Source organism: Pseudarthrobacter sp. NPDC059871 (assembly GCF_042731175.1).
Taxonomy (GTDB): Bacteria; Actinomycetota; Actinomycetes; order Actinomycetales; family Micrococcaceae; genus Arthrobacter.
Window position 1 is genome coordinate 75,093 of record NZ_JBHWJV010000008.1, and the last position, 12,898, is coordinate 87,990.

11 protein-coding genes are annotated in these 12,898 nt (G+C 67.8%); 8 read left to right on the plus strand and 3 right to left on the minus strand.

The window, feature by feature from the left end:
• Position 1 precedes the first annotated feature (1 nt).
• A complete protein-coding gene (locus tag ACFV4R_RS12125; RefSeq protein WP_015936523.1) occupies positions 2–1,417 on the minus strand; it encodes an NAD(P)H-quinone dehydrogenase in 1,416 nt (471 codons plus the stop codon).
• 106 nt (positions 1,418–1,523) lie between these two features.
• On the opposite strand from ACFV4R_RS12125, the gene ACFV4R_RS12130 reads away from it, so the two are divergent.
• Together ACFV4R_RS12130 and ACFV4R_RS12135 are read left to right on the plus strand one after the other, a co-directional pair.
• The gene (locus tag ACFV4R_RS12130; protein ID WP_377202619.1) at positions 1,524–2,342 is read left to right on the plus strand and encodes a purine-nucleoside phosphorylase; all 819 of its coding nucleotides are present in this window, start codon (positions 1,524–1,526) and stop codon (positions 2,340–2,342) included.
• 67 nt (positions 2,343–2,409) lie between these two features.
• A complete protein-coding gene (locus tag ACFV4R_RS12135; protein WP_377202618.1) occupies positions 2,410–4,161 on the plus strand; it encodes a phospho-sugar mutase in 1,752 nt (583 codons plus the stop codon).
• A gap of 57 nt (positions 4,162–4,218) precedes the next feature.
• On the opposite strand, the gene nirD is transcribed toward ACFV4R_RS12135, so the two are convergent.
• Positions 4,219–4,593, minus strand: a complete 375-nt coding sequence (gene nirD / locus ACFV4R_RS12140; RefSeq protein WP_377202617.1) for a nitrite reductase small subunit NirD — start codon at positions 4,591–4,593, stop codon at positions 4,219–4,221.
• 278 nt (positions 4,594–4,871) lie between these two features.
• Here nirD and nirB point away from each other — a divergent pair, with 278 nt between their 5' ends.
• The 6 genes from nirB (at position 4,872) to ACFV4R_RS12170 (ending at position 12,005) form a co-directional block, all read left to right on the plus strand.
• Positions 4,872–7,541: a nitrite reductase large subunit NirB gene (gene nirB / locus ACFV4R_RS12145; RefSeq protein WP_377202616.1), complete on the plus strand. Its 2,670-nt coding sequence runs from the start codon at positions 4,872–4,874 to the stop codon at positions 7,539–7,541.
• 2 nt (positions 7,542–7,543) lie between these two features.
• Positions 7,544–8,569, plus strand: coding sequence for a uroporphyrinogen-III C-methyltransferase (gene cobA, locus ACFV4R_RS12150; protein ID WP_377202615.1), 1,026 nt, complete (start codon positions 7,544–7,546; stop codon positions 8,567–8,569).
• Between the two features lie 14 nt (positions 8,570–8,583).
• On the plus strand, positions 8,584–9,747 hold the full coding sequence (locus ACFV4R_RS12155) for a uroporphyrinogen-III synthase (protein WP_377202614.1): 1,164 nt from the start codon (positions 8,584–8,586) through the stop codon (positions 9,745–9,747).
• A 201-nt stretch (positions 9,748–9,948) separates the two neighbouring features.
• On the plus strand, positions 9,949–10,863 hold the full coding sequence (locus ACFV4R_RS12160) for an FAD-dependent oxidoreductase (protein ID WP_377202613.1): 915 nt from the start codon (positions 9,949–9,951) through the stop codon (positions 10,861–10,863).
• Positions 10,864–10,977: 114 nt separating this feature from the next.
• Positions 10,978–11,694 (plus strand): deoxyribose-phosphate aldolase, encoded by a 717-nt coding sequence (gene deoC / locus ACFV4R_RS12165; RefSeq protein WP_377202612.1) that lies wholly within the window; start codon positions 10,978–10,980, stop codon positions 11,692–11,694.
• Positions 11,695–11,744: 50 nt separating this feature from the next.
• Entirely contained in the window at positions 11,745–12,005 is a 261-nt protein-coding gene (locus tag ACFV4R_RS12170) for a hypothetical protein (RefSeq protein ID WP_377202611.1), read from the plus strand.
• Between the two features lie 73 nt (positions 12,006–12,078).
• On the opposite strand, the gene ACFV4R_RS12175 is transcribed toward ACFV4R_RS12170, so the two are convergent.
• Positions 12,079–12,894 carry a metal-dependent hydrolase gene (locus ACFV4R_RS12175; protein WP_377202610.1) on the minus strand — a complete coding sequence of 272 codons (816 nt, stop codon included), beginning with the start codon at positions 12,892–12,894 and terminating at the stop codon, positions 12,079–12,081.
• Positions 12,895–12,898: the final 4 nt, after the last annotated feature.

A 12,898-nucleotide genomic window follows, 5' to 3' on the forward strand; every position in this document is an offset into this window, starting at 1 on the left:
CCTACATGTGGACGTGCAGGCGCCGGGCGGCTTCGGAAATGGAGCCGGTCAGCGACGGGTACACCGTGAAGGTGCTGGCAACGTCGTCAACGTGGAGCTTTTGCTTCACGGCGATGGCGATAGGGAAGATCAGCTCCGAAGCGTTCGGGCCAACCACCACGCCGCCGATCACGGTCCCGGATCCCTTGCGGGCGAAGATCTTCACGAAACCGTCACGGGCGCTGCGCATCTTGGCGCGGGCGTTGCTGCGCATTGAGAGCTTTACGACGTCGCCCTGGTACTTTCCGGAGTCGATGTCGGCTTCCGAGACACCCACGTTGGCGATTTCCGGCGAGGTGAAGATGTTGGAGGCCACCTGGTGCAGCTTCAGCGGAGTCACACCATCGCCCATGAAGTGGGCCACGGCGATCCGGCCCTGCATGGCGGCCACGGAGGCCAGCGGCAGGACGCCGGTGCAGTCACCGGCGGCGTAGACGTTCGGGGCACTGGTGCGGGAGACGCCGTCCACCTTGATGTGGCCGCTTTCGCTGACGGCGACGCCGGCTTCCTCGAGGCCGATGCCGTCCGTGTTGGGGATGGACCCCAGGCACAGGAGGCAGTGGCTGCCGGTGACCTTGGTGCCGTCACTGAGCGTGACCACCACGCCGTCGTCCGTCCGCTCCACCGATTCGGCGCGTGAGCGGGACAGCACGCGGACACCGCGGCGTTCGAAGACTTCCTCCAGGACCACGGCGGCGTCAACGTCCGAGCCCGGGAGCACCCTGTCACGGCTGGATACCAGCGTCACCTTGGAGCCCAGGCCGTTGTAGGCGGAGGCGAACTCGGCGCCGGTAACACCGGAACCCACAACAATGAGTTCCTCGGGCAGTTCGTCGAGGTTGTACAGCTGGGTCCAGTTGAGGATGCGTTCGCCGTCGGGACGGGCGGTGGCCAGTTCGCGCGGGTGGGCGCCGACGGCCAGCAGGATGGTGTCCGCCTCGATGGTTTCGGTGCCCTCCGCGGTCAGGACCTCGATGGTGTGGTTGTCCAGGAGCCGGCCGGAGCCTGCGAGGATCCGGACGTTCTGGCTGGCCAGGGCATCGTGGATGTCCTTGGACTGGCTGCGGGCCAGGTTGAGCAGGCGGTCATTGATGTGCTTGAGGTCGGCGCGCATCACGGGGACGAAGTCGCCGCCGTCGACGTCGAACTTCACGCCCAGCTCGCCGGCTTCGGCAACGCGGGTCATCAGGTCCGCCGTGGCGATGAGGGTCTTGGAGGGGACGACGTCCGTAAGGACCGCGGACCCGCCCAGGCCTGCGCGCTCGATAATGGTGACCTGCGCCCCCAGCGAGGCGGCCACCATCGCGGCTTCGTATCCGCCTGGACCACCTCCCAGGATCGCGATCCGGGGTGAACTGAAATCTGGGTGCGTAGTCACAAACGATTATTCTCCCGTATCCTCGCCTGACCACCAAAGAAACCGGTCTCTCGGGGGTGCGGGCCAGGGGGTGGGCGGAGCGGAACCGGCAGGATACCTTGTACCAGTGAGTACAACTGACTTCCTGAACACGGACCCCTTCGCCGCCGCCCGCGCTGCTGCCGACTACATTGCCGAGGAAACCGGGGTGGACACCCACGACGTCGCCCTGGTGCTTGGTTCCGGCTGGGGCGGTGCCGCTGACCTGATCGGCGAAACCACTGCCACCCTGTCAGCCGAAGAGGTGCCCGGTTTCCATGCACCCGCTGTCGAAGGGCACGTGGGTACCATCCGGTCGATCCTGACCACCGAAGGCAAGCGTGCACTGGTCCTCGGGGCGCGGACCCACTACTACGAAGGCAAGGGAGTCCGCGCCGTAGTCCACGGGATCCGCACCGCGGCCGCCGCCGGATGCAGCACCTTGGTCCTCACCAACGGCTGCGGCGGCCTCAACGAGGACTGGGCGCCGGGAACCCCCGTGCTCATCAACGATCACATCAACCTCACCGCCGCGTCGCCGCTGGAAGGCGCCACGTTCGTGGACCTGACAGATCTTTACTCGGCACGGATCCGCGGGCTGGCCCGCGAGGTGGATTCCAGCCTCGACGAAGGCGTCTACGCTCAATTCCCCGGCCCGCACTACGAGACTCCCGCAGAGGTCCAGTACGCCAAGCGCATCGGTGCCGACCTGATCGGCATGTCCACTGCGCTGGAGGCCATCGCCGGGCGCCACGCCGGCATGGAAGTGTTCGGCATTTCGCTCGTCACCAACCTGGCCGCCGGGATCAGCCCCCAGCCGCTCAGCCACCAGGAAGTGCTGGAATCCGGCCAGGCCGCGGGTCCGAGGATTTCGGCCCTGCTTGCCGGAATCATCGCCAAACTCTGATCCATGGGGCGCGGCACCGGGGCCTCGGTGCCGCGCGGGCGGCGCCAATGACGATAGCGTTAGGCCCATGACGTCTTCCGATGCCGATGCTCGCCTGCTCAACGATGCCCGCGAGTGGGCTTCCCAAGACCCGGATCCGGCAACGTCGGCCGAGCTCCTGGAACTCGTCCGGGCGTCGGTAGACGGAGACCCCGCCGCCCGGCAGGAACTCCAGGACAGCTTCCGCGGCACCCTGCAGTTCGGCACCGCCGGGCTCCGTGCCGCCCTCGGTCCGGGGCCCAACCGGATGAACCGCGTGGTGGTGCGCCGTGCGGCCGCCGGCCTGGCGGACTTCCTCACCGACGCCGTGGCAAAAGCATCTTCGGGAACCCGGCCACGCGCCGTCGTGGGCTATGACGCCCGCCATAACTCGGATGTGTTCGCGGCGGAGACTGCGGCCATCTTCACGGCGGCAGGAATCGAAACTTTCCTGATGCCGGCGGCGCTGCCCACTCCCCTGCTCGCCTACGCCGTCCGCGCCCTGGGATGCGACGGCGGCGTGATGGTCACGGCAAGCCACAACCCGCCCCAGGACAACGGCTACAAGGTGTACCTGGGACGCCACGCCGTGGCGGAAAACGGCAACGGTGCCCAGATCGTGGCACCGTACGATGCCGAAATCGCTGCCCGGATCAGCGGGGTGGGCGCCCTGGACACCATCAAGCTGGCCGCGGACGGCTGGACGGTGCTGGATGGATCGCTCGCGGCCGGGTACCAGTCCGAAACGGCGGGACTCGCCCTTCCGGACCTCTTCCCGGCCCGGGACCTGCGGATCGTGCTGACCCCCATGCATGGCGTCGGCGGGGAGACTGCGCTTGCGGTGCTGAACGCCGCAGGTTTCGGGGATGTCACCCTGGTCAAGGAGCAGGCCGAACCGGACCCCGACTTCCCCACGGTGAGTTTCCCGAACCCGGAGGAACCCGGAGCGCTGGATCTGGCACTCGAAACGGCCGACCGCCTCGACGCGGACATCGTCCTGGCCAACGATCCGGATGCCGACCGTGCCGCGGTGGCCGCCAAGGACCCGGACACCGGCACGTGGCGGATGCTCCGGGGCGATGAAGTGGGCGCCCTCCTGGGTGCGCACGTCGCCGCACGGCATGCTGCCGCGGGCGCGGAAACCCCAGACGGGGAAAGCCCGGGGGTGTTCGCCAACTCGATTGTGTCCTCGCGGCTGCTGTCCCGCATCGCCGCGGCGGCAGGATTCGACCACGAGGAAACCCTGACGGGCTTCAAGTGGATTTCCCGCGTACCCGGCCTGGTTTACGGGTACGAGGAGGCGCTGGGCTATTGCGTGGCACCGGACCTGGTCAAGGACAAGGACGGCATTTCCGCGGCAGTCCTCATCGCCGAACTTGCCGCCACCGCCAAGGCCGACGGCAAAACCATCTTTGACACGCTCGATGAGCTCTACCTGCAGCACGGCCTGCATGCCAGTGACCAGCTGAGCATCAGGGTGGCGGACCTTGGCCTGCTGGATGCCATGATGAACCGGCTCCGGGTTTCCCCGCCGGAATCCTTTGGCTCATCGGCCGTTGAGGTCTCCGCCGACCTCTCCGTCGGCTCCGACCAACTGCCGCCCACCGACGGCCTGCTGTACGTGACGCGCAACCTCACCCGCGTCATCATCCGTCCCAGCGGCACGGAACCCAAGCTCAAGTGCTACCTCGAGGTGATCCACCAGGTGGGATCCGCCGCGGAACTGCCCGAAGCCCGGCAGGCAGCACGGGCAGCGCTGGATGAGGTCCTCCGCGACGTCAGCGAGGCGCTGGGTCTTTAAGCCGCTGAAGGGGCGCCCTGGGGCGCCCCTCTGTGGTGGTGCATGTGTCCGCCCGGGTTACAGCTCCACCTCGACGAAGCCGTCGCTGATGCGGGTGCCGAAGGCTTCGATCCGCAGGCCCGGCGTACTGAAGCATTCGCCCGTTTCGAGGTCGTAGACCTCTTTGTGCAGCGGGGACGCGATGGTGGGGCGGGATCCCTTCGAGCCGAGGATTCCCCGTGCCATCACGTACGAACCCGTGGCCGGGTCCTGCTGGGCCACTGCGAAAACGCTGCCAGCCATGGTGCGGAAAAGCGCCACCTGCCGGCCGCCCACCAGGGCCGCTTCTCCCCATGCGGGTTCGAGGTCCTCAAGGCGGCAGACACGGTGCCAGCCTGCCGCGGTGTCCGCTGCTTCGGCGTCGAGTGTCCCGAGTTCCAGTGTTGCCGTCATGTCCGGCTCCTCTCCCTGCGCTGCTTGTCCTGATGTCACTTGGTGGCAGCCTGAGCGGCCGTGTTCCACGCTAGGCGCCGGGTGTTTCCGCGGCATGCGCCAAATGTGTCCGGGGCGTAAAAGAGACCTAACCCGGCCGGAAATGCGTTCGTGATGCAGAAGTTAAGTTGACGAAACAATTGGGAAACTGAAGCGAAACTGCCCCTGCCTAGTCTGGTTGGACTGCTCGACAGAGAAGGCCGCGGAGCACCGTCTGCGGCCCATGCGAAAGGCCCACAGTGACCGAACAGACTTCAAGCACCGAGACTCCGCGCCGCATCGTCGTCGCCGGCGGCGGCCCCGCGGCCCACCGTTTTGCGGACGCCATGCATGCCCGCGGCCTCGATGGCTGGCATGTCACTGTCCTCACCGAGGAAGCCCACCTCCCCTACGACAGGGTGGCACTGTCCAAGGCCCTCACCGACGGCGGTGTGGACCTGACGCTGGGTACCGCGTCGATGTGGGACCACGGCTCCCTGGACCTGAGGACCGGCGAGCGCGTGGTCCGTATCAATGCAGAAGCCAAGTCCGTGGAAACCGCAGCAGGCAGCGTCTTCGAGTATGACGAACTGGTGGTGGCCACCGGCTCGAACGCCGCACGGCTTCCCATTCCGGGCAACGAGCTCACCCACGTTTACCGGACGCTTGAAGATGTCTGGGCCATCAACAAGACCATCGCGGAACTCACGGTAAAGCTGGGCCGCAAGGTCAACGCCGTCACCATCGGCGGCGGCCTCCTGGGCCTGGAATCCGCCGCGGGGACCGAGCAGCTGGGCGCGACCCCCATTGTCATCGACGGATCGCAGTGGCTGATGGCCACCCAGCTCGACGAAGGCGCAGGCCAGGCCATGGGCCGGCTCATCAAAGCCAAGGGCTTCGAAGTCCACGGCGGCGTCTTCCCCTCCGAAGTACTTTCTGACGACGACGGCCAGGTCACCGGCGTCCTCATGGCCGACGGCCGCATCGTCGACGCCGATATCGTCATCGTCGCCATCGGCGTCCGTCCCCGTGACGAACTCTTCCGCGCCGCCGAGGGAGAAGAACAGGTCTTCAGCCTGGGCCCCCGCGGCGGCGTGGTCATCAACGACTACTGCGCCACCGAAATCCCGGGCATCTGGGCCATCGGCGAAGTAGCCAACTACGGCGGCATGTGCCTGGGCCTGGTGGCACCCGCCAACACGATGGCCGAGATCGTGGCGGACCGGTTGCACGGCGGCGACGCCACCTTCCCCGGTTTCGACACCGCCACCAAGCTCAAGCTCTCCGGGGTTGACGTGGCAAGCTTCGGCGATGCCTTCGCGAAGACCGAGCACGCCCTGGAAATCGTCTACGCCGATCCCGCCCGCGGCGTCTACCAGAAGATCGTCACCACCGATGATGCGAAGACCCTGCTGGGTGGCATCTTCGTCGGCGACGCCTCACCGTACATGAGCCTGCGCCCGCTCCTGGGCCGCGAACTCCCCGCCGAGCCGGGTGCGTTCCTCAGCGCAGCCGGCGGCGGTGACGCCGGGGACGGAGTCCTGAACGCTGAACTTCCGGACGACGCCACCTTGTGCTCCTGCAACAACGTCACGGCCGGGACCATCCGGGACACCATCAACGGCTGCGGCACCTGCGAAGGCAGTGCACCTGTCCAGGAACTCGGCGAGCTCAAGGGCTGCACCCGGGCCGGGACCCAGTGCGGTTCCTGTGTCCCGATGCTGAAGAAGCTGCTGGAAACCGAGCTGACCAAGTCCGGCGTCGAGGTCTCCAAGGCCCTCTGCGAGCACATTGAACTGTCCCGCCAGGAACTCTTCGAGACCATCCGTGTCCTGGAATTGACCTCCTTCGAAGAGATCATGGCCAAGTACGGCACCGGCGAAGGCTGCGACATCTGCAAGCCCACCATCGCCAACATCCTCGCCAGCCAAAACAGCGCCTACGTCCTCGACGCCGGCCGCGGCACACTGCAGGACACCAACGACCGCGCCCTGGCCAACATGCAGAAGGACGGCACCTACTCGGTGGTACCCCGCATCGCCGGTGGTGAAATCACCCCCAAGAAGCTGGGCGTGATCGCCGCCGTCGCGGAAAAGTACAACCTGTACACCAAGATCACCGGCGGCCAGCGGATCGACATGTTCGGTGCACGGCTGGAGGAGCTGCCGGAAATCTGGAAGGAACTGGTGGACGCCGGCTTCGAATCCGGGCAGGCGTACGGCAAGAGCCTTCGCACGGTGAAGTCCTGCGTCGGTTCCACCTGGTGCCGCTTCGGCGTCCAGGACTCCGTGGCCATGGCCATCCAGCTGGAACTGCGGTACCGCGGCCTCCGCAGCCCGCACAAGCTCAAGATGGGCGTCTCCGGCTGCGCCCGCGAATGCGCCGAGGCCCGCGGCAAGGACGTGGGCGTCATCGCGACGGCGGACGGCTGGAACCTCTACGTCGGCGGCAACGGCGGTGCCACCCCGGCGCACGCCCAGCTGCTGGCCAAGGACCTCGACGACGAAACCCTGATCAAGTACATCGACCGCTACTTCATGTACTACATCCGCACCGCCGACCGCCTGCAGCGCACCGCGCGCTGGCAGGAGGAACTCGACGGCGGCATCAAGCACGTCGAGGACGTGGTGGTCAAGGACACGCTGGGCATCGCCGAGGACCTTGAGGCGGCCATGGCCAAGCACGTTGACACCTACATCGACGAGTGGGCCGACACCCTGAAGGACCCGGAGCGCCTGCGCCGGTTCCGCTCCTTCGTCAACGCACCCGACCAGAAGGACGACTCGATCACCTTCGTCCCCGATGAGCGTGGCCAGATGCGCCCCGCCACGGCCGAAGAGAAGGCAGCAGCTGCCCAGCAGCCCGTCCTCCTCGGAGCCTCCATCGCGGTCCGTCCCGGCACGCCCGCACCCGTCGGAAACGAGGCATAATTATGCAGCTCAGCATCGACCTCACGGGCCGCGAGGTCCTGGTGACCGGAACAGACAACGCCGCGCGGCAGGCCGTACGGCGCTACGAAGCCGCGGGCGCCGTCGTCCGCCGCCTCGCCGGCCCGCACGGCACCGCCCCGCTCCCGGAGAAGCCGTTCCTGGTGGCCGCGGTCGACGACGGGCAGCCGGGCTGGGAGCCGCTGCTCCAGCAATACCGGGCTGCCGGCGTCCCGGTCGCCACCGAACCTGCAGCGGGCGCCGCCGGGCATGTGACCCTGGTGGGCGGCGGACCCGGCACCACCGAGCTCCTGACCGTTGCCGCCGTCAAGGCGCTGCGCGACGCGGACGTGGTGTTCTACGACCGGCTGGCGCCCTGCCAGGACCTGCCCGCCCTGACCAGCGCCGAGTTGGTGGATGTGGGAAAGAAGCCCGGGCACCACAAGGTGGGCCAGTCCGACATTGAGAAGCTCATGGTGGACAGCGCCCTGGCCGGCAACAACGTGGTCCGCCTCAAGGGCGGTGATCCGTACGTGTTCGGCCGCGGCGGCGAGGAAGTTGCCGCCTGCGTGGCTGCCGGACTGAAGGTCCAGGTGGTTTCCGGTGTCACCAGCGCCATCTCCGTGCCTGCCGCGGCGGGTATTCCCGTCACGCACCGCAACGTGAGCCACATGTTCACAGTGGTGTCCGGGCACGCCCCGCTCACCGAAAAGGAACATCATCACCTTGCCGGCCTGGGCGGCACCATCGTGGTGCTGATGGGCATCGGAACGCTGCACCACCTGGCTGCAGGACTCCGCCGGGCAGGCATGCGCGCCGATATGCCCATGGCAGTGGTGGAACGGGGTTACCGTCCCGGCCAGCGCACCACCATCGCAGACCTCGGCTCCATCGCCTCGGCTGCTGCCGGCTGCAGCAACCCCGCCGTCCTGGTGATCGGCGAGGTGGTGCGGGTGGCGGAAGCCAACCGCGGGCATGCTGAGGCCGCAGCCGACCTGGACCGGCTGGCGGCCTCGCTGCTCGGTTCGTGAAAGGATTGACCCCCATGAATGCACTTGCACCGGCCGAAACGGCAGAAGCCAGCGGGGCGGTCGACGCCGCAGAGGCCCAGGCGGCCGAATCACCGCTGGAGGGCTTCCGCATCGGTGTGACCTCGCACCGGCGCTCCCAGGACCTGATCGACGCCCTTGAGCGCCGCGGCGCTGAGGTGATCCACGCCCCGGCCCTGAAGATCGCTCCGGTGCAGGAGGACCTCCGCCTGATCGAGGACACCCGCACCATCATCGCTGCCAAACCGGATCTGTGCATCGCCACCACCGCTTACGGCATGCGCCGCTGGTGCGAAGCGGCGGACACGTTCGGCATCGGCGACCAGCTGCTCGAAACCCTTGGCGCCTGCCGGATGTTCGTCCGTGGCCCCAAGGCACGTGGCGCCGTCCGCGCGGCCGGCCTCGCCGACGTCGGAATCAGCAGCGACGAAACCACCGCAACGCTGGTGGACATGCTGCTGGCGGAGGGGGTGCGCGGCAAGACCGTCGCGGTCCAGCTGCACGGCTACACGGACGTCCGCCAGCTGGAACGGCTGCGCATGTCTGGTGCCACCGTCCTGACCGTTACACCGTACCGCTGGGTCAAACCGGACGGCGCCGACCGGCTCCCCCGCCTCATCGAGGCCGCCTGCAGCGGAAACCTCGACGTCCTCACCTTCACCAGCGCACCCGCCGTCGACGCCATGTGGAGCACCGCGCACGAAATGGGCGTCTACAAGCAGCTGATCGAAAGCCTGAAGACCAACGTGACCACCGCCGTGGTGGGCCCCGTCACCGCCCAGCCGCTGCTGGACGCCGGGGTTAAGCCGCTGATCCCGGAGCGTTTCCGGATGGGCGCGCTGATCCGGCTGGTCGTCGAGCACCTGGCGCTGAACCATGTGCGCCGGCTGGACACCCGGTCCGGGAACATCGAGCTCCGCGGCCGCAGCCTGCGCATCGATGGCCAGGCGGTGGAACTGGCTCCCGCTCCCCTGCTGCTGCTCCGCGCCCTGCTCGGGGCCGGCGGGGCTGTCCTCTCCCGGGAGGCGTTGTCCGACCTGCTGGAACTGCGCGGCTCGGTGCACGCACTGGACATGACCGTCAGCCGGCTCCGGTCCTCACTGCCCGACGGCAAGCTCATCGAAACGGTGGTCAAGCGGGGCTATCGGATCCGGGTCTAGCCGTTGCGGCCGGCCCGAATGTGTCCAAGTCGGGCGCAATGAGATGCAGGTCACCGGTTCTGTTACCGGCCGGTAAATACTGGCGAACACCGGGGTGCTGAACGGCAACTGGCGGGAAACAAGCCGGAAAAGGCGCAGGCCTACGCTGGTTCCATCATGAACTTCCGGCCGTTTCCCGGCCGCCAGCGAAAGGGCCAGCACATGTCCGCTCCGGCACCCACCACGTCCACCTCCGCCGCCACCCGCATCGTCATCGCCGGAGCAGGTCCGGCTGCCCGCGCCCTGGTCCGGCAGCTGGACCAGGGCCGGTTCGCTGGCAGCATCACCGTCCTGAGCAACCGCGACGACGCCCCCCAGGACCTGCTGGAACTTGCCCTGCTGCCGCAGGTATCGGTCCGCTTCGGCCAGCCGGCCAGCCACATCGACGCCGATAACCGCACCGTGGCTACTGCTGACGGCATGGAGTTCGGCTACGACCAGCTGGTCATCGCCACCGGTTCGGCCCCCGTGGCAGCGCCCGTCGAAGGCGCCGCGCAGTGCCTGAGCTACTCCACCATCGACGACGCCACGCGCATTGCGGACCGGGTTCAGGAAGTCACCCGGGAACTGGGGCGCCGTCCGCTCGGGATCCTGGTGGGCACCGGGGCGGCCGCGGGCCAGGCCGAGGCCGTCCTGCGTGCCAAGGGCGTCCGTCCGGTCCGAACCACTGCCCGGCCTGCCGCCGTCGTGCCCGGGACCTCAACCTTTGGCCTGTCCGCCTCCGCCGTGGTCTTCGAGGACGGAAGCAGCATGTCCGGCGACCTGGTGGTGCTCGCCGAGGACCGGGTGTCCTGCGACGGCCTTGCCGCCAGCGGGGGCCTGCGGACGGCCGCCACCGGAGGCATCGTCATCAGCCAGGACTTCCGGACCTCGGTTCCCGGCATCTGGGCCATCGGGGACGCGGCAGCGTTCGACGGCGTACGGCTGGGTTTGCTGGTGGCGGCGGCTTCCGCTGCGGGGGCCTGCGCCACCCAGCTGCTCACGGCGGTCTCCGCAGCAGTGCACTCGCCCGAGGCATCAAGGGAAGAAGCAGCTGCGGTGCCGTCGCGGGCACGGTCCCTCCAGGCGGCCGCCTGACGCCTGGCGCAGCGCGGGTTGCAGTGTGGGCACCTGTGACAAGATGGTTCCCGAAACGCGAGTCAAGGACGCGCCGGGCCCACGATGCCCGGGCGAGGCCCCGAGAGGACCATCATGAGCAACGAAGCCACCCCTTCCGTTCAACCCGCTGCTGCTGCGGCCGGGAAGATTGCTTCCTACATCGACCACACGCTGCTGAAGCCCGAAGCCTCCGAGGCTGACGTCCTCAAGGTCTGCGCCGAAGCCGCCGAATACGGTTTCAAGTCCGTCTGCGTCAACCCGGTCTGGGTCAAGACCGTCAAGAAAGCGCTGAAGGGCTCCGGCGTCCTGACCTGCTCCGTGGTGGGCTTCCCGCTGGGTGCAACGCCCACCGATGTGAAGACCTTCGAAGCCCGCGGCGCGGTGCTGGACGGTGCCGACGAAGTGGACATGGTGATCAATATTGCGGCCGCCCGCGCCGAGGACAAGGGTGCCCTGACTGAGGACATCGCCTCCGTAGCCGAGGCAGTACACGCCAGCGGCGCCATCCTGAAGGTGATCATCGAGACCTCCCTCCTGTCCGACAGCCAGAAAGTCCTTGCCTGTGAGGCGGCCGTCGCGGCCGGAGCTGATTTCGTCAAGACCTCCACCGGTTTCAATGGAGGGGGCGCCACGGCCGAGGACGTGGCCCTCATGCGCAGGACCGTGGGGCCCGAACTGGGCGTCAAGGCCTCGGGCGGCGTGCGGTCGCTGGCCGACGCTCAGGCTATGATTGCTGCAGGTGCAACACGTATCGGCGCCAGCTCCGGAATTGCCATCGTCAAGGGTGAACAGGGTTCGTCCGCGTACTGACGGCCGCCGGACGCGCCACAATCAAGCCCCGCGGGGCCGAGGAGGAACGAATGTCCAGCAAGATCAACGCGTCCAACGAGGGCACAGCGAACACGGGCACTGTCCGCACTCCCCAGAACGAAAACAAGCTTGCCGGCACCGTCGTCGTGTTCGTGATCATGATGGCCCTGTTCCTCGGCGCCGTCTACTCGCTGTCCTTCCTGACGCTTGGAAACCCGTGGCCGATGGCCGTCTGCCTCGGCCTGTTCGCCCTGGCCTTCTGGATCCCGCAGACCATCCTCGGCCGCTCGGATTCCGCCGGCGAACACTAAGCCTGCCCACGCACAAAGACCCCCGGACACCGTCCGGGGGTCTTTTGCTGTTCCAGGCCTGCGCGCTGCCCTCTCAGGCGAACCAGGGGGCGATCCAGGCGGTGGCAGCTGCCACCACCCGCGGCCACTGGTTCTGGGCAATGGCCCAGCCCGCCACCGTCAGTCCCACCATGGCGTAGGCGCTGACGGGGATCAGCACCAGCCACTCCCGTTTGGACCCCGCGCGGCCCAGCAGGGGCACTGACAGCGCGCCGTTGGGCCGCCAGACGTTCCGCAGCAGCGGTACCTTCCGCAGCAGTTTCGGCGGCCGGATCACCAGGGGCCACAGCAGCGGCACTCCCCCGGTGGTGATGAGGTCTCCCACGATGTGGACCACCACGCCGATGAGCATCGACATGGGCAGCCAGGTCCACTGGTGCGGCGCGTACACCGTAACCAGCCCGGCCATCACCAGGGCGAAGATCCAGTTGGAGATGAACCCGCTCTTCGGAAACAGCTTCAGGGCCTTGGCGGCGATGTTGATCAGGAACATGCACAGCAGTCCTGCGCCCACAGACAGCAGCCCCCAGGGGGTTTCCATCTGCACCTGCGCGGCCACACCGGCGAGGAGCACGAACCCTGCGGCGCCCAGGACCGAGTGGGTGCCCTGGCGGTGGCCGCCGCTGGCGGTTTCGATGCCCCTTGCTATGGCGTTGGACAACGGCGGCAGCGAATGGGCCACGGTGCTGGACCGGTGGTCCCAGTCGCAGACCAGCGCGGTGCCGGCCGTGGCCATGCCGCCGATGAGGATCCCCGTGGGGTCCAGCGGGTACCAGCCCAACGTGTACGGGCCGGTGGACGCAACAGCTACCCACGCCGCGGCTCCCGACGCGGCGTGGTGACCTCCCATCACG